Source organism: Pseudohongiella sp. O18, from assembly GCF_021729085.1.
Lineage (GTDB): Bacteria > Pseudomonadota > Gammaproteobacteria > Pseudomonadales > Pseudohongiellaceae > Pseudohongiella.
Map to the genome: position 1 here is coordinate 240,063 of NZ_JAJSAR010000001.1, position 23,158 is coordinate 263,220.

The following is a 23,158-nucleotide window of genomic DNA, read 5'->3' on the forward strand; positions in this document are numbered from 1 at the left end:
AATGAATTATCATGCGGGCGCTACTGCCGACGCCATCGGGCACGGATGAAGCCGCCCTATTATCGCCTTTTCGCCGAGTTTTCGCCGACTGGATTTTTTGCCGACTGGATTGCCTGACACTATGCCACGCCCTTCGTTGTTCACTTTGCTGCCGTCAGGCTCTGTCAGACCCGTCACGGTCACAGCGCTTTCGTTCGGCAGCCTGGTAGCCATGATGACAGCTGGCCAGACCATTGCTCAGACGCCGACCAGCGAGCACGCCAATACCGCTCCAGGTGCTGCTGGCACCGGCATTATGCGTGACTGGACGCCACGCAGTGAACTGCCGACGGAGCTGTTGCAGCAGTTACGCAGCGCGTGCTGCGGCATGTTCGTGGAACCAGAGCTGACCGGCGAGTACATCGACCTGGAACCCGATCAGGCGCCCACCGAAGTGCAGACTCAGACCCGTGTCCGCCAGCCCGAGCCATATCAGCTTTACGTGGACGGCGCCGTTAATGTGCAGCAAGGCTATCGCAGCCTCACAGCCAGCGATGGCATGCACATGAACGAAGAGACCAACATCCTGACCCTGCAGGGCGACGTGCTGTTTCGCGAGCCTGGCTTTCTGATCACCGGTGAAGGCGCAGTGCTTGATCAAAACACCGGTGACAATGAGATTTCTCAAGCTGCCTACGTGATGCATGAAACACAGATTCACGGCAGCGCTGACCAGCTTAGCTACAACAGTGAAAGCGGCATGCTGACGCTGGATAATGGTGCTTTCAGCCGCTGTGAACCAATGGACCCGTTCTGGGTCATGCAGGCCAGCAATCTGCGTCTGGACAACGCATCAGGCGTTGGTTATGCCAGCAATGTCACACTTCGAATCAGCGACATACCCGTCTTTTACTACCCGTGGACACTGCAGTTCCCGATCAGCGACCAGCGCGTCTCCGGAATACTGCCGCCATCCATCAGTAACAGTCGCGACAGCGGTCTTGATATTGCCGTGCCCTACTATTTCAATCTGGCACCGCACTATGACGCCACCCTGACGCCCCGCCTGATGACCGAACGCGGCCTGATGCTGAGCGGCGAGTTTCGCTACCTGGCAGACTGGTCCATGAATACGGTCAATCTGGCGCTGCTGCCAAAGGACAACACCTACGACGCAGCACGTGCTGCCCAGCCAGGAAGCGACACACCATCGGTGGAAAAGCGCTGGTTTGCCGGCTTTGAGCACGAAGGTCAGCTGGGCGAGAACTGGCGCACTTTCGTGGACTACAGCTCCGTCAGCGATGCCGATTATTTTCGGGACCTGGGCAGCCGCGACCTGAACGTGGAAAGCCGCACCCATCTGAACAAAGAGGGTGTTGTGACCTGGCAGAACAGCCAGTGGCAGGCTCTGAGTCGTGTCCAACGCATCGAAGTGCTGGATCCGTACGTGGCATCGATAGACATCAACAAGCCCTTTGATCGCCTCCCTGAGCTGCAGCTGAACGGACGCTTCGAAGCCGGCTCAATGCTGGAATACGGCTTTGACAGCAGCCATGTCAGCTTTGATCGCTCCCTCAGTCGCGAGCTGCTCAGCGATGAACAGGTCAACCAGGGCGCCCTGGTGACTGGTGAGCGCCTGACGGCAGAGCCCTGGGTCAGTCTGCCACTGAGAACTCCCGGATACTTCGTCGTCCCTACCGCACGCTATCGTTATGCCTCCTGGCAACTGGACCAGCAGGCGCAGCAGACACCCTCCAATCCTGATCGCGGTGTAGGTGTTTTCAGTCTGGACAGCGGACTGGTCTTTGAACGTGACCTGCAGCTGGGCGGACAGACCATGACTCAGACGCTGGAGCCACGCCTCTATTACCTGTACAGCGAGCGCGAAGACCAGCAGTTTTTGCCAAGCTTTGACACTGCCCAGCTCAATCTCAATTTTAACCAGCTGTTTCGCCACGATCGTTTCAGCGGACCTGATCGAGTGGGGGATGCCAATCAGGTCAGCGCCGCCGTTACGACACGATTTATCGACAGCGGCGGCATTGAGCAGGCGCGCTTCAGCGCCGGCCAGATATTTTATTTCGAGGATCGCACTGTCTCGCTGGACAGCCCGCTGCAAAGCTGGCTGCTGTTGCAGCCACTGAACACTGAGCGATCTGCACTGATTCTGGAAGGAAGCTATCGTCCGGCACAGCGCTGGCAGATGATGGCCGACCTGCAGTGGGACCAGGAAAACAGCAATGTGGATGAAGGCAGTGTTGCTGTACAGTTCCGGGTGGACGACGAACGCATAATCAACGCAGCCTTCCGTTACCGGGAACGAACTGATGTGTTTCTGCAGGCTCCGCCGCTGCTGGACCCAGTGATCAAGCAGACGGACATCTCTGCAGTCTGGCCGGTGAACGATAACTGGCGCGTCTTCGGTCGTTGGAACTACGATCACAGCAACAGCCGGAACCTTGAAACGTTTGCAGGGGTCGAATACAGTAATTGTTGTTCCACGATGCGCCTGGTCGCTCGCGACTGGGTGGACGAATACGAATTTTTTGCGCAGGACAGCCGCCAGAACCGTGGCATTTTCTTCCAATTCACGCTGCTCGGCCTGGGCGATCTGACCGGAGGCGGCCTGAGCAATCTGCTCACGCGCGGCATACCCGGATTTAAGGAGTACGATGTTAATGATTGATTTTATGAACCGACTGGCAGGGCAGTCACGCGATCACTTGAGCCGTGCCGCCCTGCTGGGCAGCGCGCTCCTGTTGCTGATGACTGCCACGATCCCGTCTCAGGCGGCAGAACGTCAGGTCCTGGACAGAGTGATAGCAATCGTCGATGACGGCGTCATTCTGCAAAGCGAATATGAAGAGCGGCTTGCCGAAATTCAGCAACGTGCTGCGGAAACAGGCATGCAGTTGCCTCCGCCTGCAGACCTCCGCAACCAGGTCATGGAAAACCTGATTGTTGAGAACCTCCAGCTGCAAATGGCTGAGCGCGTGGGTATCCGCTTCGATGACGACACGCTTAACCGCGTGATTGCCGACATCGCCCAGCAGAACAACATGAGTTTCGATCAATACGTCAGCCTGCTCGAAGCACAGGGCATGTACCTGAACACACGCGAACGCATTCGCCGTGAACTGGCGATCAATGAAGTGCAGCGTGGCCTGGTCAACCGTCGCATCAGCATTACTGACCAGGAAATCGAAAACTACCTCAACTCCGAAGCTGGACGTACCGCAATGGCACCAGACTATCTGGTGGATCAGATTCTGGTTCCGTTTCGCGATACCGACCCCCAGCAGCTGACAGCCGCCAAGCAGGCCCTGGTGCAGGACATTTACCGGCGTGCAGAGGATGGCGAGGACTTCGCCCAGCTACGCATGGAAGCCCAGCAGCGTGCCAGCGAACTGGGCTTTGCCGTCAGCGGCGGTGAGCTGGGATGGCGCAAACGTGAGGAACTGCCATCGCTGTTCGCCGAATTTGTTCCGGACCTGAGCATTGGTGATGTGCAGGAACCCGTGCAGAGCGCCAATGGCATGCATATTGTCAAACTGTCAGACGTGCGCGGCGATTCAAATCGCCTGGTCGAGCAGACTCAGGCGCGACACATCCTGGTGGCACCAAATGAAATCCGCACCGAAGAGCAGGCCCGCCGACTGATCAATGAAATCCACCAGCGCATTCAGGACGGCGAGGATTTCAACGTACTGGCCCGCCAATATTCAGATGACACCATGTCTGTCGTTGCCGGTGGTGACCTGGGCTGGGTCAGTGACGGTGGCATGCCTCCCGAGTTTGCCGCAGAGGTAGCGGATCTGCCGGTCGGCGAACTTAGCGAACCTTTCCGTACCAGCTTTGGCTGGCACGTGGCCGAGGTCACCGGGCGCCGCGAACAGGATCTGAGTCGCGACTACCGTCGACAGCAGGCTCAAAATGCACTGCGTGCCCGTAAGTTCGACCTTGAGCTGGAGAACTGGATTCTGGAAATCCGCGACGAAGCTTACGTCGAATATATTGACTGACGGCGGTGATGGTGAGCCTTCCCCTGCTAATCACACCCGGTGAGCCTGCCGGTATTGGCCCTGACCTGCTGGTCCGCATCATGCAGGAACCGCAGGCACTGCCAGCCGGCGTAAAGCTGGTTGCGGTGGCAGACCCTCTGCTGCTGCAACAGCGTGCGGCGATGCTGAAGCTTCCGCTGACACTGAATACCTGGACGCCGGACTCTGCGCTCTCCCAGGACGCAGCCCTGGCACAGGCGGGCACGCTAAACGTGCTTCCCGTGTCATTAAATAGCCCGGCCATCCCAGGCCAGCTGACGACTGACAACGCTTCCTACGTGCTGGCGACACTGCGAACCGCCGCGCAGGCCTGCCTTGACGGCCAGGCAGCTGCAATGGTGACAGCTCCCGTGCACAAAGGCGTCATCAACGATGCCGGCATCGCGTTCTCCGGGCACACTGAATTCCTGGCTGACTTCTGTGGAGTTGAACAGACAGTAATGATGCTCGCCACTGCCGGGCTGCGAGTGGCACTTGTTACCACTCACCTGCCTCTCAAAGACGTGGCTGCAGCCATTACGGCGCCTCGTCTCACACGGGTGATCAAGATTCTGCATCAGGACCTGCAACAAAAGTTCGGCATCAGAAATCCGCGCATTCTTGTTTGCGGACTGAACCCCCATGCAGGAGAAGGTGGTCATCTGGGACGTGAGGAAATAGAAATCATTGAACCTGTGCTGACCCGATTGCAGTCAGAGGGTATTGATTTGCGCGGCCCACTCCCGGCCGACACCTTATTCACGCCCAAGTACCTGGAGGATGCCGATGCTGTTTTGGCCATGTACCACGATCAGGGCCTGCCCGTTTTGAAGTACCGCGGCTTTGGTCAGGCCAGCAACATCACCCTGGGGCTGCCAATCATTCGTACTTCAGTGGACCATGGCACGGCTCTGGATCTGGCTGGCACAGACAAAGCGAATACCGGCAGCCTGTTGACCGCGATTGCCACCGCCTGCGAAATGGTGAATGCCATCTCGCAGGCCAAGCCAGCGGCAGCCAGCCTATGACCACGCCCGCCATGTCTCTGCCGGAGCACCGCGCACGCAAGCGGTTCGGACAGAATTTTCTGCATGACCAGAATGTCATACAGCGCATCCTGCTGGCGATCGCGCCAGAGGCTGGCCAGCACATTGTTGAGATCGGTCCGGGCCAGGCTGCCATTACCGGGCCACTGGTTGAAAGTGGCGCCCGCGTTGACGCTATCGAACTTGATCGCGACCTGGCGCAATGGTTGACGCAGCGATTCGCTGACCAGCAGAGCTTTTCCCTGCATCAGCAGGATGTACTTAAATTTGACCTCGGCACGCTCTCCGATCAGGCGCGCAGCCTGCGTATCGTTGGCAACCTGCCCTACAACATCTCGACTCCCTGCATATTCCATTTGCTGGAGTATGAGCCGCTGATAGACGACATGCTGTTCATGCTGCAACTTGAAGTGGTTCAACGACTGGCTGCCACCAGCGGAGATCCGCAGTACGGCAGACTCTCCATCATGGCTCAGTATCACTGCCAGATTGACCATCTTTTTGATGTTCCACCCGGCGCTTTTCGACCAGCGCCAAAAGTAACCTCAGCCATTGTGAGGCTTCGCCCGTGGCGTGAGAAACCATGCGTGGCGGCTGATATCCCGCTGTTCGAGCGCGTAGTGCGTGACGCATTTTCGCAACGCCGCAAGACCTTGCGCAATGGACTCAAGCGCGTGATGCAGGAGTTTGGTGTGAGCGACCTGCCCGTCGATCTTGGGCTTCGCCCGGAGAACCTGTCGCTGGCAGACTACGTAAACCTGTCGAATGCACTGATCAGACAAAAAGCAGCGGACGATAAATGAAGTTACCTGGCACTGACACGAACAAAAGGGATAGATGCTGATGGCTACCTACGCCATTGGTGACATACAGGGCTGTTACAAGCCCCTGCGCAAGCTGCTCAAGGCGGTGGACTTCAAGGTCGGAACCGACGAACTCTGGTGCGTCGGTGACCTGATCAATCGTGGCCCGAAGTCTCTGGATACCCTGCGCTACCTGCGGGACATGGGTGAGTCAGCAACCATCGTGCTGGGAAATCACGACCTGCATTTTTTGGCGCTGTTTTATGGCTGCGCACCTGATGATGTCAGCAACCGCCACACCCTCGATCAATTGCTGGCCGCGCCAGATTGCGGCGAGCTGGCCGACTGGCTGCGCCAAAAGCCTCTGGCGCACTATGACTGCGTCCCGACGCAGCAGGGTGTGGAGCATTATCTGATGGTGCACGCGGGCGTTGCTCCTGGCTGGACATTGCAGAAAACACTGGATCTTGCCGCAGAAGTAGAACTGGTGCTGCGCGGCAGCGACTTTAAAAAGTTCCTCACCAAGATGTACGGCAACAAGCCGGCCCGCTGGCGTGATGAGGTTACCGGCTACCGACGCCTGCGCCTGATCACCAACTACATGACTCGACTGCGCTTCTGCAATGCCAAAGGCAAGATGGACTTTACCATCAAAGAAGGGGCCAATAACGCACCAGAGGGTTTCCGGCCCTGGTTCGAGTACGAGCAGATCAGCCCTGAGGTCAATATACTGTTCGGGCACTGGGCGGCGCTGCAGGGCATTACCGGTAAGGACCATGTCTTTGCACTCGACACCGGCTGTGTGTGGGGCCGCGAATTGACCATGATGTGTCTGGAAGACCACAAACTCTACAGCGTCTGATAGACTCAGCGCCATGCAAACCTATCTTGTCGGCGGCGCCGTCCGCGACCAACTGCTGAACCTGACTGGCTATGACCGTGACTGGGTCGTGGTCGGTGCTACCGTGGATGACATGCTGGCACAGGGTTACCAGCAGGTTGGCAAGGATTTCCCGGTCTTCCTGCACCCGAAGAGCAAAGAAGAATATGCTCTGGCGCGCACCGAGCGAAAATCCGGCACGGGCTACAAAGGCTTTGTAGTGCACGCAGCTCCCGATGTCACACTGGAACAGGATCTGCAGCGGCGCGATCTCACGATCAACGCCATGGCGCAGGATGCCGAAGGCAATTTGATCGACCCATGGGGCGGCGCCAGAGACCTGGAGCATCGCAAATTACGCCATGTCTCCCCAGCTTTCAGTGAGGATCCGCTGCGGGTATTGCGCGTGGCGCGCTTTGCCGCTCGCTTCCAACCATTCGGCTTCAGCGTTGCCGACGACACCATGCAGCTGATGCGTGACATGGCTGCCAGTGGCGAATTGCAATCGCTGACCCCGGAGCGGGTCTGGCGCGAGGTCCAGTTGGCCATGGCCCAGCCTGGCGCTGCAGTATTTATAGAAGTTTTGCGCGACAGCCATGCTCTTGCACAGATTTTACCCGAGGTCGACGCCCTGTTCGGCATTCCACAGCCTGAAACCTGGCACCCGGAGATCGACACCGGTATTCATACCCTCATGAGTCTGCGCCAGGCCTGCCGGCTAAGCGACGACCCGATTGTCCGGTTTGCCGTGCTGGTTCACGACGTCGGCAAGGGGCTGACGCCAGAACCTGACTGGCCGCGCCACATCGCCCACGAACACCGCGGTCTGGCGCTGATCGACGAGCTGTGTGACCGGCTGCGGGTTCCCAATGATTATCGGGCGCTGGCGCGACACTGTTGCGAATATCACACACACTGCCATCGCGCTCTGGAACTCAAGCCGGCGACAGTCCTGAAACTTTTTAATGCACTGGATGTGTTTCGCAGACCGGAACGGCTGGAACCATTCCTGATTGCCTGCGAGTCTGATGCACGCGGGCGCACCGGTTTTGAGGCACGTGACTACCCTCAGGCAGACTACCTTCGCACCGCATTCCAGGCAGCCAATGCAGTCAGGGTTGCTGAACTGCTGAAGAACAGCGAGAAACGTCCCAGCGGCGAACAGATTCGACAAAAACTCCAGGAGGCACGTCAGCTAGCCATCGCGGGTGTGTCACAGAGAAACAGCAGCGAGCCAGACAAATGACACACAGCGACCCACAACAACTTAATCCAGTAGTAATGATTACCGGCGCGGCACAACGCATTGGTGCACGCACAGCCAGGTATTTTCATGACCAGGGATTTAGAGTGATCATTCATTATCGCCGGTCTCTACAGGCTGCGGAGTCACTATGTGCCGAGCTTAATCGCGTTCGGCCAGAATCAGCCGTCACTGTGCAGGCCGACCTGGATGACTTTGAACAAGTGACAAAGCTGGCAGAGCAGGCACTGGCAGCCTTTGGTCGCCTGGACGTACTGGTCAACAATGCCAGCAGCTTTTTTCCGACCCCGCTGGGCACAATCACAATAGAGCACTGGCATCAACTGATGGGCAGCAATGCCCTTGCCCCGTTGTTTCTAAGCCAGGCACTGGCGCCAGCGCTGACCGAAACTCGCGGCTGTATTATCAACCTGGCCGACATGAACGCCGAGCGGGGCATGGCGGGCTTCACTCCCTACACCATGGCCAAGGCGGCACTGTTGGCCATGACCCAGTCCCTGGCACGGGAGCTGGCTCCTGCGGTGCGTGTCAATTCTGTTTCACCTGGCGCGATTCTATGGCCCGAATACGCGAGTGATGCAGACGAGGATGCACAAAAGCGTCAGCAGATCCTGGCAGGCATACCTGCAGCGCGGTTGGGAACAGAGGACGATATCGCGGCTACCGTGTTTTTCCTGGCCACTCACGGACACTACATCACGGGTGAAAATATCCGTGTCGATGGCGGTCGCGCGCTGGCCTGAGCCCCTCAGCATCACTGCCATCTCTTACAATCATTCACTAGATGAATACATTCAATTTCTCGACGAATACCTTTGCCCTGGCCAAACTAGTTCGTTAAGATCAGGCGGTCACCTAATAACATCTACAATAAAGAGACTCCGACTATGCTGACCAATCGACGAGAAGGGGATGTACAACCCGGGATCAAATGGGGCCCCTTTGTGTTGCGCATTCCATTTATCCACGCCCGGTTTGCGCTGCCGGAGTTTTTGCAGGGAATCTGCGTCGCCGGAGCAACTGGTCTGGCGCTGGTTCCTGTCATGACCGCATCGTTTGGCCTGACCTTTGAAGAAGCGGTCACCATGGCGATGTATCACACCATGCTCATCTCTGCCGCCTGGCTGATTTTTGGCGACCCAGTCGCACCCGGCTGGCTGACGCCGGCGCTGCCATTCATCTTTGCCTTTGTACTTGGTGGCGGCAATACACCTGAAGAGCAGTTCCAGTTGATGACTGCACTCTCACTAAACTTTGCGGCACTGCTGTTTATTCTGGGGGTGACCGGCTTCGGGGCAAAACTTGTCGCCTGGGTGCCCAACGTGCTCAAAGGCGGCATCATTCTTGGCGCAGCAGTGGCAGCCTTCATCCGTATTTTCGACCCCAGTGATGCCGCCAGCGCCCTGAACCTGACACCAATCGCAGCCGTTGCGTCGCTGGCGCTGTGCATGTTCCTGACCTTTTCCAAGCCATTCCAGCGACAGGCGGCGCAGATGCCAATCCTTGCCAAGATCGCTGGCCTCGGGCTGCTGCCGGCCTTCCTGGTAGCAGGTTTTGTGGGTTTCTTTACCGGCGAAATGGACTTTAATATCCGCAGTGGTTTCCTGGATGTTCCGGCTCTGACAGCCTCGTTGTGGCAAAAGGCATCACCACTGGTAATCGGTTGGCCGGCACCCAGCATGTTCATCGAAGCATTGCCGCTGGCATTTATCACCTACATTCTGTTTTTTGGTGATGTCGTAACCGGCGAGGAAATGATCAAGAACGCCCAGCCCATGCGTAAGGATGAAAAGCTGGACGTCAACAGCAACCGCCTGCATATGTCCACTGGCATTCGCAACGCGGCAATGGCGGTGGTGGCACCTTTCTTCGGAACACAGGGCGTGTTGTGGACAGGTATTCAGGTTATCGTTCTGAAGCGCTGGGTATCTGGCCGCGACAAAATGGACTCCATTTTTGATGGCATCTCTGCTTACTATGTCTATGGATTCCCGGCGCTGTTTATTGTCCTGCCGATCGTGACGCTACTGCAGCCACTGCTGCCCATCGCACTGGCAGTGACTTTGTTGCTGACAGGCTTTGCCTGCGCAACTCTGGCACTGACCACGGTGACTGACAGTACCGAACGCGGCGCCATGGTGCTTACCGCGATGGCCTTTGCACTGTTTGACCCCTGGACAGGTCTGCTGGCCGGACTGGCGACCATCGCTGTCGTAGTAGGGCCACATGTATTTCTCAGAAAAACCTCAAGTCCTGTCGAACCCGCCCCGGAAGCGGAATCCGGCAATCAATAAGTGATGGGCGGGTTGATAGCCCGCCCTGAGGCATGGAGAGTCAGGCAGGGGTAGCGCGGGACACGCGACGCCCCTGCCACTCAAAATCAATCGGCCACAGCCGCTGCCGACTCTTGTCATAGGCATCCCACAACTGCTGATAGCTGAGACCTGAGTCCGGATCGACCTTGCTGCCACACACCTGCGCCATTGGCCATAGCACAAAGGCATTGGCCGTTATCTCCGGACGCGGCAAAACAACACCCTCATATTCGCCGTGCAGATCATCATAGGTGAGTATATCGATATCCAGTGTTCTGGATGCGAAGCGGGGACCGCCCCTGCGACGGCCATTGGCATCTTCCAGTGACTTGATAATGTCATTGATGCCGGTCAGCGACAGCCTGGTGTCACAGACCACGACCATGTTCAGGAAGTTGCTGCCATCAAACCCGACAGCTTCACTTTCAAACACGCTGGAAAGCAACAGATCGCCAAAATGATGCTGAAGGCCATCCAGTGCCTGGCGCATGTGAAAGTGCGCCTGTTGATTGCTGCCCAGTCCAAGTGTCAGGCAAGTCATGACTATCCTTTTTCTACTGGTGGGTTTCTGACTGATATGGACGCCCCGTATCGTCAGCTCCCATACATTGTGACAGGAATCAGGCCTGCGGCCGTTCGCCCCGCTCTATGATCACACCCACATCCCGCGCTCCGGTGACCGCGCCTGGTTTGCCCACTCGCAGCCGCAGCCAGTTCACTGGAAACTCTGCAAGCACCAGCTCAGCCACCCGCTCTGCCATTGTCTCAATCAACAAAAACTCGGCTTCTCCAATGTACGCGATCAGCCGTTTAGAGACAGCCTTATAATCCAGCGTGTTACTGATATCCTCGGTACTGGCGGCTGCCCTGATATCGGTGGCCATGTCCAGGTCCAGGCTGACTGTTTGACGAATCTTGCGTTCCCAGTCGTAGATGCCGATGACGGTCTGTATTTCAAGCTCTCTTATATAAACGATATCCACTATTCCGCCCTCGCATTGCGGCTGCTACTTGGCTGCTGATCAGCATTTACAGGTACAGACAGCCCGGATGCTGGATCAACCAGCCTGTTGAATGCCGACAGAGGCGGCAATGCGCTCATTGGCCAGCGTGCCCGCGCCCTGATGGCGAGCCCCTCGCGCTGCCCGGCCATCAGCCGCTGACAGCCAGCATAGGCAATCATGGCGCCATTGTCAGTACAGAATCTTGGTTTGGCATAGAACAGCTTGCTGCGCTGGGATTCAACCATCTTTTGCAGACCTGCGCGCAGACGTATGTTGGCACTGACACCGCCAGCGATGATCAGGGACTTCATGCCTGTGTGCTCAAGGGCTCTGCGACACTTGATGACCAGTGTCTGCACAACCGCCTCCTCAAAGGCCAACGCTACATCAGCACGATCCTGTTCCGTCAGCCCGCCAGGCGCATCCGCCAACGATTCAAGTGTGTTGCGAACAAAGGTCTTCAGTCCGCTGAAACTGAAATCCAGTCCCGGGCGATTGGTCATGGGTCTTGGAAACTTGAATCGCCCAGCCTGACCTTTCTGGGCAAGTGCCGCCACGCGGGGACCACCTGGATACGCCAGCCCCAGCATTTTAGCGACCTTGTCAAAAGCTTCACCAGCTGCGTCGTCCAGCGATTCACCCAGCAATGTGTATTGACCGATTCCCTGCACTGCCACCAACTGGGTATGACCGCCAGATACCAGCAATGCCACGAATGGGAACTGCGGTGGATCTTCCTCAAGCATTGGCGCAAGCAGGTGTCCTTCCATGTGATGCACTCCAACCGCAGGCACATTCCACGCCATCGCCAGTGAACGCCCCAGCGCCGCTCCAACCAGCAAAGCGCCAATCAGGCCAGGTCCGGATGTATAGGCAATGCCGTCAATGGAAGAAACGGCGATGTCTTTCTCGTCCAACAGCTGCCGGATCATTGGCAGTGTTTTGCGGATGTGGTCGCGAGAAGCAAGCTCTGGAATAACGCCGCCGTAGCGCGCATGCATGTCTACCTGGCTGTAAAGTGCATCACCCAGCAGGCCCTGCTCGCTGTCGTAGATTGCGACACCTGTTTCATCGCAGGAGGTCTCAAGACCCAGTATTCGCATAAAAACCCATTGATTTATCGAAAAAGACGTGAATAATACGGCAGCCTCGGCGGTTTAGCCAGCCGGCGCCCGCCTGGATGCAGATAACTTTTGCATTTGCCGACAACTCGCATTAACATATGCGCCCCTTTGAATTGAATGGAAAGGTGTCTGTACACTATGCCAATGGTAAAACTGAAAGAAAACGAGCCGTTTGATGTGGCTCTGCGTCGCTTCAAGCGCTCCTGTGAGAAAGCAGGTGTCCTGGCTGAAGTACGCCGCAAAGAATTCTACGAGAAGCCCACAGCTGCCCGTAAGCGCAAAGCCGCTGCAGCCGTGAAGCGTCACCTGAAGAAGCTGTCTCGCGACAACAAGCGCACCAAGCGCCTGTACTGATATTGATCAGTCCCCGGACTGATCAATATCTGGCCTAGCCGCCACAGCTTTGCTATAACCTGTAGACCCCTACTTCGATACCGGAATCTGTCATGGCCGATTGTGCGTTGAAAAATCAGCTTACAGAAGCGATGAAAGACGCCATGCGCGCCAAGGACAAAGCCCGCCTGGGCACCATCCGCCTGGCACTGGCTGAGGTAAAGAAAGTAGAGGTTGACGAGCGTATCGAGCCAGACGATGCTCGCGTGCTTTCATTGCTGGAAAAAATGATCAAGCAGCGCAAAGAGTCCATCCGTCAGTATGAAGCCGCAGGCCGCACTGATCTGGCCGACACCGAGCAGGCTGAGATCGATGTACTGCAGACTTTCATGCCGGCAGCGCTGAGCAAGCAGGAAGTTGACGCCATCATCACCCAGGCTATGGCCGACACTGACGCCAAAACCATGCAGGACATGGGCAAAGTAATGGCCGCCGTTAAACCCCAGGTTGCAGGCCGCGCCGACATGGCCGCCATCAGCCAGACCATCAAAAGCAGACTCTCCAACGCTTGATCATCTCCGGGGGCTGACATGGCTGGTCTGATTCCCCAACACTTCATCGACGACCTGCTCAGCCGGGTCGATATCGTTGAGGTCATCGACAAGCGCGTCAAACTGCGCAAGACCGGCAAGAACTACTCCGCCTGCTGCCCATTCCATCAGGAAAAAACTCCGTCGTTCAGCGTTGAGCCTGACAAACAGTTCTATTACTGCTTTGGCTGCGGCGCGGGCGGCAACGCGCTGGGCTTTGTGATGGACTTTGATCACAAGGATTTCCCGGAGGCGGTCGAGACGCTTGCGAATGACCTGGGCCTGACTGTTCCCCGCGAGCAGGGATCCGGCCAGCAGGATGCCCGCCGCAAGAGCGAACATGACGCCTTAGTCGCTGCCCTGGAACAGGCAAACCAGTACTACCAGCAGCAGCTGCGGCACCATCCATCACGGCAGCGCGCAGTGTCCTACCTGAAGTCCCGTGGACTGACCGGCCAGATAGCCAAGCATTTTGGTATCGGCCTGGCCCCGCCCGGCTGGGAAAACCTGTTGCAGGAACTCGAACAGAAGTACCGCATTGATCGGGCCACCATGGAAAAAGCCGGCCTGGTGATCGCCCGCGAAACCGCCAAGCGCAAAAGCGATACCGACAGTCACTACGACCGCTTTCGTGATCGCATCATGTTTCCGATACGGGATGCGCGCGGCCGCGTGATTGGATTCGGCGGTCGGGTACTGGGTGATGACAAACCCAAATACCTTAACTCCCCGGAAACGCCGATCTACCACAAGGGTCGGGAACTGTATGGGCTTTATGAATCCCGTCAGGCGTCTCGCAAACCAGAGCGCTTTCTTATCGTTGAAGGTTATATGGATGTAGTGGCGCTCGCTCAGCACGGCATCGACTTTGCCGTTGCGACACTCGGCACCGCGACCAATGCCACGCATCTGACCCGTTTGTTCCGCCTGGTGCCAGAGGTCGTTTTCTGTTTTGATGGCGATGACGCAGGCCGTGCAGCCGCATGGAGAGCACTTGCCGCCTCCCTTCCATTGATGGAAGACGGACGCCAGATTCGCTTTCTGTTTCTGCCAGAAGGCGAAGACCCGGACACGCTGGTCCGCAAAGAGGGCTCCAAAGGCTTTCTGGCACGACTGGACAAGGCCCGCTCACTCTCCGACTACTTCTTCGAACACCTGCTGGAAGAGCTGGATGCGACCAGCATGGACGGACGCGCCAAGCTGTTCAGCCAGGCGATTCCCCTGATCAAGCAGCTGCCGCGCGGCCTGTTTCAGCAGTTGATGCTGGATGAACTGGCACGGCAGACGCAGAGCCAGCGTGAAACCATCAATGAGCTGCTGAACAACACGCCTTCACAACCAGAGCCGACTAGTTCTCCCGAACCGCCAGCTCCGCCGGAATGGCCGGACTCGCCGCCAGGCCCAGGCAGGCAGTCAGCTGCGGAACCTGTCCTCAACACCAGACCAAAACAACGCGTGCAGAAACCGGCCGCACTGGCCGCACTCGAACTATTGTTGCACCAGCCGGATCTTGCGCAGTCAACTGAAATAAATGTCGAGCAGCTTCGTCTACTGGATGACCCGGACACAAGTTTATTGCTGGAGTTACTTGAATTTGCGCGCAGCCACCCCAATACAGGTACGTATGCGCTGCTGGGACACTGTTATGGCACCCCGCAGGGAAATCGCCTGACGCAGTTGCTCAAAAATGAAAAGATCACTCCCGAGGCCGGCAGGTCACACGAGTTTTCTTTTATTATCAAGTCATTACAGCACGAAGCAGAGAAACAGGCCATGCGCCGACAGCTGCTTGAACGATTAAAACCGCTGTCGCGGTCTGCTAAAAACGAACCAATGGACTAAATTTCTGTCTGGTATAGAGTAGCCTCAACGGCTATAATGCCCGGCTGATTTTTATTTCCACAATGTCACCTGTCTAACCGAATGGGAAGCTATGTCTGATTCGCGTCCGAATGCCACTCAATCCGGCTTAAAAGCCCTTATCGCCAAAGGCAAGGAACAGAGTTATCTGACCTATGCTGAGGTCAACGACCACCTGCCGGATACTATTTCGGATCCGGATCAGGTGGAAGACATCATCCAGATGATCAACGACATGGGCATCAAGGTGTTTGAAACAGCACCTGACGCCGATGCCCTGCTGCTCAACGATGGTGATGATGACAGTGGCACAGACGAGCTGGCCGCCGCCGAGGCCGCGGCAGCACTTGCGGCTGTGGAAAACGAAGCCGGTCGCACGACCGATCCGGTTCGTATGTACATGCGCGAGATGGGCACGGTTGAACTGCTCACCCGCGAAGGCGAAATCGTCATCGCCAAGCGAATCGAAGAAGGTCTGCGCGAGCTGATGAAATCAATGGCCAGCTTCCCCGGCACCATTGATCACGTTCTCGCTGAATACGACCTGGTGGCCACCGAAGAGCGTCGCCTGACTGACATTATTACCGGATACCTGGAAGTTGATGATGACACGGTACCGGCGGCGACCGCTGCAGACAGCAGTGATGATACATCGTCTGATGACGACAGCAGCAACTCCGACAGTGACGACGATGACGATTCTGTCAGCGCCGTTACGGATGATGAAGAAACCACCTCGGGACCGGATCCAGAAGAGGCACGTCTGCGTTTTGAAGAACTGCGTGCACAGTATGCGGTCACCGAAGCAGCGCTGAAAAAACACGGCCGTGGACACAAGAAATCTGTCGCCGAGCTGGACAAGCTGGGCGACATGTTTAAAACATTCAAACTGACACCGAAGCTGTTTGATCACCTGGTCAACCAGGCTCGCGTCGCGCTGTTCCGTGTGCGTCGCCACGAACGCGCCATCATGACGCTGTGCATTCGTAATGCCGGCATGCCACGCAAGACTTTTGTCACGACATTCCCCGGCTCGGAAGTTGACGAAAAGTGGATCAAGCAGTTTGCCAAAAACAAAGAAGCCTGGGCTGAACGATTGCAGGATGTGGCTGAAGAAGTTGTGCGCGCCCAGCGCAAGCTGCAGACCATGGAAGAGGAAAGCGGCCTGACCGTCGCCGAGATCAAGGAAATCAACCGCGGCATGTCCATCGGCGAAGCCAAGTCTCGTCGCGCCAAGAAAGAGATGGTGGAAGCCAACCTGCGTCTGGTTATCTCGATTGCCAAGAAATATACCAACCGCGGACTGCAGTTCCTTGACCTGATTCAGGAAGGCAACATCGGCCTGATGAAGGCCGTGGACAAATTCGAATACCGTCGCGGCTACAAGTTCTCGACCTATGCGACATGGTGGATCCGTCAGGCCATAACCCGTTCAATTGCAGACCAGGCACGTACCATCCGTATCCCGGTACACATGATCGAAACGATCAACAAGCTGAACCGTATCAGCCGTCAGATGGTCCATGAGAAAGGCCGCGAGCCTACCCCGGAAGAACTGGGTGAGCGTATGGACATGACTGAAGATAAAGTACGTCGTGTGCTGAAAATCGCCAAAGAGCCCATCTCCATGGAAACACCAATCGGTGACGATGAAGATTCGCATCTTGGCGATTTCATCGAAGACTCTACTGTCGAGTCACCGGTTGACTCCTCCATTGAGGAAGGCCTGCGAGAAGCCACTCGGGAAGTGCTGAATAGCCTGACCGCGCGTGAAGCCAAAGTGCTGCGTATGCGTTTTGGTATTGATATGAATACCGACCACACTCTGGAAGAAGTCGGCAAACAGTTCGACGTCACCCGTGAGCGCATCCGTCAGATCGAAGCCAAGGCGCTGCGCAAGCTGCGTCACCCGACACGTTCGGATCATCTGCGCAGCTTCCTCGACGAGTAATATCAGCGGGGACGGAGTGTCACTCCGTCCCCGGCTTTGCTCACCCCAGACAGTATTACCGCATGCTCCCTCTCTGCGACACTCATTCAGCCCTTCCCGAAAATCTCAAAATTACTAACAACTAGGTCTCCTCGCGAATTTCCTGCTGCATACGCTCCATGACCGTCATCGTGTCAGCTGACTCTGCTGCCGGATAGCAGCTTGGAATACGTGGGCACATTGACCCTCGAGAGCATATCAACCTGGCAGGGTTGGCCAGCCCCCGCTCAACCCAGGCAATATTGAGTATTCGCCCGGCGCTCAATATGGCGCGCCGCACATTGGCGGGAACACCACTGTCGCCGCCACCCTGTGCACATGCATCCTTGAGTTCCTGAGCTACCTCGCGGGCAGGGCTTCCCGCGGCATCCAGAGCCGGATTGAGGTCAATACCAGCACACAGCACATGAGGATTGTCCGCCATATCCCGGTCCGGCACCGACTCGCAGCAGTAGATCCGCGGACCGTCGCGTGTGTCCAGGACTGATATCTGTGCAGAGGCACCTCTCTGACTATCCGCCAGCATTCTGAACACCGACCAGTGCTGACAGGGGTCTTCCACCTGACGCATATTCCCCCACGGCAGCGGAATGCCGTTGCCGCGATAAACCGCCTTCAGGGTACCCGGCGCATAAGCATCAAAGTAGTGCCAGTGAGGATACGGTGAGACTGCCGTCATTCGCCGCATGACAACTGAAGGTGACACATCAAGCTGTTTGTGGACACTGACCTCATAGCTGTTTCTGTCCAGCAACTGCCGAAATGGCACTTTAGGGCACAACAGTGCACCAGCGAAAAAACTGCACTCAAAATCCCGCCAGGCATTAAGAATATCCTGTGCATCCAGCTCCGAACCTGTCTGCCGTCCAGAACTGTTGTTGCTCTGGCTTCTACCCGCCAGCAGCACACTTTTTAAACCATCCTTATTGTGCAATGTAAAATGGCCAATATGTAGCGCCAGGTCATACTTTAATCTTCCAGTCTGCTTTTTTAGCATTTCATTCAGATACAGGGTTCCCGGAGGATCAAAGAAAGAACGCACCGTTCCTAAAGATTTTACTCCAGCCTCATCTTTCACTTCCTTGGGCGCTCGGGAGAACCATTTTATTTTGACTCCTGTTTTGCGAATGATTGCCAGCATATCGTCGACGTGAATGGGCAGCTGCTTGCCCCCTACTTCTTCGGCGGCACGTTCAATATCCGGAAAATGATTGCGGTGATGTTCCTGATGCGCTCTTATCAGCAGATGCGCAAGCTGTCGGCCACTGGTGCCGGTCTGCGCAAGCATCTCGGGTATTGCGATCTGAAGTATTTCCTGCGAGAACAGAAACCCTGGCTCCAGAGCAATACCGGCAATACCACCCCGGCCTGACTTGTCGGGCCTTATCTCCTGTTCGGCCTCTGCGTCATCCATAAACCACTGCGGATCCTTCTGGAACACCGCGGCAATCACAGCCAGTGTATCTCTGGCTGGAACCCGCTTCCCCCTTTCGATCATCGACAGATAGGACACTGAAGGTGCCAGTTCAGGATCCACCTTGACACAACGTGCTGACAGATCCTCCATGGTCAGTCGGTTGCGTTTACGCAGATTGCGGATCTTGGTGCCCAGAAAATGCGAGCGCCGGGTAAGTGTCTGACCAGTAACCATGAGCGTCTCCCTGCCTGCAAATCAGGCATGACGGTGCTGCAAACTCCTGAATTCAAACTTTAAACAGCCTGTTTCTGAGGCCTGTAAAATTCGCCGATTTGTGAAATTCACAATGTGAAATTTTAATTGTGAAATTCCATTAAATGATTTTATACACTACCTGCCGTTCCACACAAGCAGGAGATGACTCATGGAAAATGCATTGAGACAAGCGGACCAGGATTTCAGCGCGATCGATCCGGCATTCAAAACCTTTCTGACAGACGAAGTTCTGCCGCTGACGGGGCTCCAGCCAGAGGCGTTCTGGCAGGAGTTTCAGGCGCTAATTGAAGAGCTGTCGCCAAAGAACCAGGAACTGTTGGCTGAACGCGATCGACTGCAGCGACAGATTGACGACTGGCATAAACATCACCGCCATCAAACACACGATGCAGCAGCGTACCGAAACTTTCTGAGCGCCATTGGCTACCTGCAGGCTGAACCTGCAAAACTCAGAGTCTGCCCAACACCCGTGGACGAAGAGGTCGCCGAGATTGCCGGACCGCAACTGGTAGTCCCGCTGAAGAACGCCCGTTTCGCGATTAACGCCGCCAATGCGCGCTGGGGCAGTCTCTATGATGCCTTGTACGGATCTGACGCCATTGATTTGTCGGGCGATCTTGAGCCTGGCAAAAACTACAATCCTCTACGTGGCGCGGCTGTCATTGAGCGGGCAAGGGATTTCCTGGACGCGACCTTCCCGCTGGTGGAAGGTTCGCACCACGAAGCCACCAGATATCTGGTCAAAGATGGTGAACTGGCCGTTAAACTGCAGCATTGCCGGATAACACACTTAAAACACCCAGAGCAGTGGGTAGGCACGATCGGCGCTGATACAACACTGCGTTCAGTCTTTCTCCGCAACCACGGTCTGCATGTGGAAATTCGCATTGATCGCAGCACAAGCCCTGGCGCGGAAGATCTGGCGGGCATTCAGGACATCATGCTGGAGTCGGCGCTGACAACCATCATGGACGCCGAAGATTCCGTTGCTGCCGTTGATGCTGAAGATAAAATCGACGTGTATCGCAACTGGCTGGGCCTGATGCGCGGCGATTTGACAGCAAGCTTTGAAAAAGACGGCATCCGTCATATACGCACGCTCAATTGTGATCGTGTGATCACCGCACGCGATGGTGCCAGACAGACACTGCGCGGTCGCTCATTGATGCTGATCCGTAATGTCGGCTTACTGATGAGCAGCGAACTTGTTCGTGATCGCGCTGGCAACGAGGTGCCGGAAGGCATCATCGACGCGGTTGTCACAGCCCTGATTGGCTCGCTTGATATCCGTGGCCCTTATCAGAAACGCAACTCCCAGTGCGGAAACATTTATATCGTCAAACCCAAATTGCATGGACCTGCGGAGGTGGCGTTTACCGATCAGTTGATGAGCCGGGTTGAGGATCTGCTGCGATTGCCACGCCACACCATCAAACTCGGCATCATGGATGAGGAACGACGTACAACCGTCAATCTGGCATCGTGCCTGGATCAGGCAAAACATCGCGTGGTTTTCATCAACACGGGCTTTCTGGACCGAACCGGTGATGAAATACATACCTGCATGCAGGCTGGTGCCATATTGCCCAAGGATGAAATTAAAACGAGCCGCTGCATTCAGGCCTACGAGGACCGCAATGTAGATATTGGCCTGGCCAGCGGGCTGAACCGCTGTGGTCAGATTGGCAAAGGCATGTGGCCAAAACCGGATAACATGGCTGAGATGCTGGCCAGCAAGCAGGCCCATCCCCGCGCGGGCGCCAGCACCGCCTGGGTACCCTCGCCCACGGCCGCGACGCTGCATGCATTGCACTATCACCAGGTGGATGTAGCCGCAATGCAAGATCAATTGACGACCCGAACACGCGCCTCACTGGACGATATTCTGACGCCTCCGCTTCTTGGAATCAGTCGCGAGTTGAGCGCAACAGAGATACACAGCCAGCTCCAGAACAACATCCAGGGCATTCTGGGCTACGTGGTACGGTGGATAAACCAGGGCATTGGCTGCTCCAAGGTTCCGGATATTCATCAGGTTGGCCTGATGGAAGACAGAGCCACTCTGCGTATTTCCAGCCAGCATATTACCAACTGGCTATTGCATGGGCTGTGCACGCAGGATCAGGTCTTATCCATCATGGAAGAGATGGCGGAGCTGGTTGATCAGCAGAACCATGGCGACCCCGACTATCGTGCCATGACGCCAGCCCCCGCGGACAGTCTCGCCTTTCAGGCCGCTCGCGAGTTGATCATGCGAGGCACCGATCAACCCAGCGGGTATACCGAACCCATTCTTCATCATTACCGGAAGCTGGCCAAACAGCAGCTGCGTAGCGCATAGATCCAAAATAAACCCATAAACACTTTAAGCATTGAATTTGCACACGGAGAGACCAGCAATGAATTATCAGCAGGAAATGAAACTGTCCAATAACATTCTCGGCCAGCAAGGGGTCAGTTGGAACACTATTAGCCCGGAGCACCTCACGCGCATGCGTTTGCAGAACCGGTTTCGCAGCGGCGTGGATATCGCCCGCTACACGGCGAACATCATGCGCGAAGACATGGCAGCCTATGACCGGGACCCAGCCCAGTACACACAGTCTCTGGGCTGCTGGCATGGATTCGTGGCACAGCAGAAAATGATTGCCATCAAACAGCATTTCGGCACGACACGTGGCCGTTACCTTTACCTGTCTGGGTGGATGGTCGCGGCAATGCGTTCACAGTTCGGCCCCCTGCCGGACCAGTCGATGCACGAAAAAACAGCTGTGCCCGCGCTGATTGAGGAAATTTACACCTTCCTGAAACAGGCTGATGCCCGCGAACTGAATCATCTGTTCAAGGAGCTGGATAGCGCCCGTGAATCCGGCGACCAGGTCGCCGAGCACGTGGCTTTAAGGAAGATCGACAACTTTCAGACCCATGTTGTACCCATCATCGCCGATATAGACGCTGGCTTTGGCAATGAAGAAGCTACTTATCTGTTGGCTAAACGCATGATTGAAGCCGGCGCCTGCTGTATCCAGATTGAGAACCAGGTTTCGGATGCAAAACAGTGTGGTCACCAGGACGGCAAAGTGACTGTTCCACATGAGGACTTCCTGGCCAAGATCAATGCAGTGCGATATGCGTTTCTTGAGCTCGGCGTTGATGATGGCGTCATCGTGGCGCGAACCGACTCACTCGGCGCTGGCCTGACACAGAAGATTCCCGTCTCCAAAGCACCCGGTGATCTGGCTGATCAGTACAACGCCTTTATTGATGGAGAGCCAATCGAATCACTGGAGCAGCTGGCCGCCGGCGAGATGGCGCTGCGACAGGGCGCTGAGGTGATTAAGCCCCTGCGCATGCCGAATGGTCTGGTCCGGTTTAAACCCGGTTCAGGCGTAGATCGTGTAGTACTCGATTGTGTGACCGCGCTACAGCATGGCGCTGACCTGCTCTGGATAGAAACTGAGAAACCCAACCTGGAGCAGATCGCCAACATGGTCTCCCGTATTCGGGAAATCGAGCCATCCGCGAAACTTGTTTACAACAATAGCCCATCGTTCAACTGGACATTGAACTTTCGCCAGCAGGTCTTTGACGCCTGGCAGGCAGAGGGACGCGACACCAGTGCTTATGTGCGCGATCGCCTGATGGAAGACACCTATGATCAGACCGATCTGGCACAGCAGGCGGATCAATTGATACAGCAATTTCAGCGTGATGCCGCAGCCGAGGCAGGCGTGTTCCATCACCTGATTACATTACCGACCTATCACACCGCAGCTCTGTCCACCAATGACCTGGCACGTGGCTACTTTGGAGAACAGGGCATGCTGGCCTACGTTGAGAAAGTTCAGCGGCAGGAGATTCGCCGCAGTCTGGCCTGTGTCAAGCACCAGGACATGGCCGGATCGAATATTGGTGACGACCACAAGGAGTACTTCGCTGGAGACAATGCGCTTAAGGCATCCGGCAAGGACAACACCATGAATCAGTTCGCCTGACTCCAGAGCCTTGTTCCAAGGCCTGGAGGAGTTTCGACCAGGGAAGGTTGTCCAGTTGAATCGCACTGGCTGGCCGCATGGATGCGGCCATTTTTTTGGATCCAACAAATGCTGCGTCTTCGAGCTAGTCGGGCACTGGCTCAACATTCTACGTGGCACAAGCTTGTACCGCGCAGGCCTTACGGGAACCGGCACATTGGTGATAAAGTCTGGCCACAGCCAATAACAAAATCCGGGGCCAG

At 56.2% G+C, this 23,158-nt stretch carries 16 protein-coding genes and 2 pseudogenes; 14 read left to right on the forward strand and 4 right to left on the reverse strand.

All coding sequences use genetic code 11. The annotated features are described in order from the left end of the window. Window positions 1–121 precede the first annotated feature (121 nt). From LVD14_RS01075 to LVD14_RS01110, 8 genes are all read left to right on the forward strand, one after another. A complete protein-coding gene (locus LVD14_RS01075; RefSeq protein ID WP_237132179.1) occupies window positions 122–2,665 on the forward strand; it encodes an LPS-assembly protein LptD in 2,544 nt (847 codons plus the stop codon). Beyond that, window positions 2,658–4,001 carry a peptidylprolyl isomerase gene (locus LVD14_RS01080; RefSeq protein WP_237132180.1) on the forward strand — a complete coding sequence of 448 codons (1,344 nt, stop codon included), beginning with the start codon at window positions 2,658–2,660 and terminating at the stop codon, window positions 3,999–4,001. Before LVD14_RS01075 ends, LVD14_RS01080 begins: the two co-directional genes overlap by 8 nt. Before the next feature lie 8 nt (window positions 4,002–4,009). Then, window positions 4,010–5,047 carry a 4-hydroxythreonine-4-phosphate dehydrogenase PdxA gene (gene pdxA, locus LVD14_RS01085; protein WP_237132181.1) on the forward strand — a complete coding sequence of 346 codons (1,038 nt, stop codon included), beginning with the start codon at window positions 4,010–4,012 and terminating at the stop codon, window positions 5,045–5,047. After that, on the forward strand, window positions 5,044–5,868 hold the full coding sequence (gene rsmA / locus LVD14_RS01090; protein ID WP_237132182.1) for a 16S rRNA (adenine(1518)-N(6)/adenine(1519)-N(6))-dimethyltransferase RsmA: 825 nt from the start codon (window positions 5,044–5,046) through the stop codon (window positions 5,866–5,868). Before pdxA ends, rsmA begins: the two co-directional genes overlap by 4 nt. A gap of 40 nt (window positions 5,869–5,908) precedes the next feature. After that, entirely contained in the window at window positions 5,909–6,730 is an 822-nt protein-coding gene (locus LVD14_RS01095; RefSeq protein ID WP_237132183.1) for a symmetrical bis(5'-nucleosyl)-tetraphosphatase, read from the forward strand. Between the two features lie 13 nt (window positions 6,731–6,743). Beyond that, complete coding sequence (locus tag LVD14_RS01100; protein ID WP_237132184.1) at window positions 6,744–7,994, forward strand: multifunctional CCA addition/repair protein; 1,251 nt, start codon at window positions 6,744–6,746, stop codon at window positions 7,992–7,994. After that, window positions 7,991–8,755, forward strand: coding sequence for a pteridine reductase (locus LVD14_RS01105; RefSeq protein ID WP_237132185.1), 765 nt, complete (start codon window positions 7,991–7,993; stop codon window positions 8,753–8,755). Before LVD14_RS01100 ends, LVD14_RS01105 begins: the two co-directional genes overlap by 4 nt. Window positions 8,756–8,899: 144 nt before the next feature. Further along, window positions 8,900–10,306, forward strand: a complete 1,407-nt coding sequence (locus tag LVD14_RS01110; protein ID WP_237132186.1) for a xanthine permease — start codon at window positions 8,900–8,902, stop codon at window positions 10,304–10,306. A gap of 40 nt (window positions 10,307–10,346) precedes the next feature. Here the strand turns inward: LVD14_RS01110 and folK are convergent, their stop codons facing one another. From folK to tsaD, 3 genes and pseudogenes are all read right to left on the reverse strand, one after another. Further along, window positions 10,347–10,868, reverse strand: coding sequence for a 2-amino-4-hydroxy-6-hydroxymethyldihydropteridine diphosphokinase (folK, locus tag LVD14_RS01115; protein ID WP_237132187.1), 522 nt, complete (start codon window positions 10,866–10,868; stop codon window positions 10,347–10,349). 79 nt (window positions 10,869–10,947) lie between these two features. Beyond that, window positions 10,948–11,310, reverse strand: a complete 363-nt coding sequence (gene folB, locus LVD14_RS01120) for a dihydroneopterin aldolase (RefSeq protein ID WP_237132188.1) — start codon at window positions 11,308–11,310, stop codon at window positions 10,948–10,950. Window positions 11,311–11,408: 98 nt separating this feature from the next. After that, a pseudogene (gene tsaD / locus LVD14_RS01125) lies at window positions 11,409–12,434 on the reverse strand (tRNA (adenosine(37)-N6)-threonylcarbamoyltransferase complex transferase subunit TsaD); the annotation flags it as partial. 159 nt (window positions 12,435–12,593) lie between these two features. Between tsaD and rpsU the strand changes: the two are divergent. The 4 genes and pseudogenes from rpsU to rpoD all read left to right on the forward strand — a co-directional run bounded on the left by rpsU (window position 12,594) and on the right by rpoD (window position 17,189). After that, the gene (rpsU, locus tag LVD14_RS01130) at window positions 12,594–12,809 is read left to right on the forward strand and encodes a 30S ribosomal protein S21 (protein WP_058023391.1); all 216 of its coding nucleotides are present in this window, start codon (window positions 12,594–12,596) and stop codon (window positions 12,807–12,809) included. A gap of 92 nt (window positions 12,810–12,901) precedes the next feature. Further along, a complete protein-coding gene (locus LVD14_RS01135) occupies window positions 12,902–13,360 on the forward strand; it encodes a GatB/YqeY domain-containing protein (protein ID WP_237132189.1) in 459 nt (152 codons plus the stop codon). An 18-nt stretch (window positions 13,361–13,378) separates the two neighbouring features. Next, window positions 13,379–15,193, forward strand: a pseudogene (dnaG, locus tag LVD14_RS01140) (DNA primase); the annotation flags it as partial. A 118-nt stretch (window positions 15,194–15,311) separates the two neighbouring features. Then, window positions 15,312–17,189, forward strand: coding sequence for an RNA polymerase sigma factor RpoD (rpoD, locus tag LVD14_RS01145; protein ID WP_237132191.1), 1,878 nt, complete (start codon window positions 15,312–15,314; stop codon window positions 17,187–17,189). Window positions 17,190–17,310: 121 nt separating this feature from the next. Here rpoD and LVD14_RS01150 read toward each other — a convergent pair whose 3' ends face one another. Continuing rightward, window positions 17,311–18,879 carry a DUF3612 domain-containing protein gene (locus LVD14_RS01150; RefSeq protein ID WP_237132192.1) on the reverse strand — a complete coding sequence of 523 codons (1,569 nt, stop codon included), beginning with the start codon at window positions 18,877–18,879 and terminating at the stop codon, window positions 17,311–17,313. Between the two features lie 190 nt (window positions 18,880–19,069). Here LVD14_RS01150 and LVD14_RS01155 point away from each other — a divergent pair, with 190 nt between their 5' ends. Continuing rightward, window positions 19,070–21,262, forward strand: a complete 2,193-nt coding sequence (locus tag LVD14_RS01155; RefSeq protein WP_237132193.1) for a malate synthase G — start codon at window positions 19,070–19,072, stop codon at window positions 21,260–21,262. A 58-nt stretch (window positions 21,263–21,320) separates the two neighbouring features. After that, window positions 21,321–22,916 (forward strand): isocitrate lyase, encoded by a 1,596-nt coding sequence (locus LVD14_RS01160; RefSeq protein WP_237132194.1) that lies wholly within the window; start codon window positions 21,321–21,323, stop codon window positions 22,914–22,916. The last annotated feature ends 242 nt before the right edge of the window (window positions 22,917–23,158 follow it).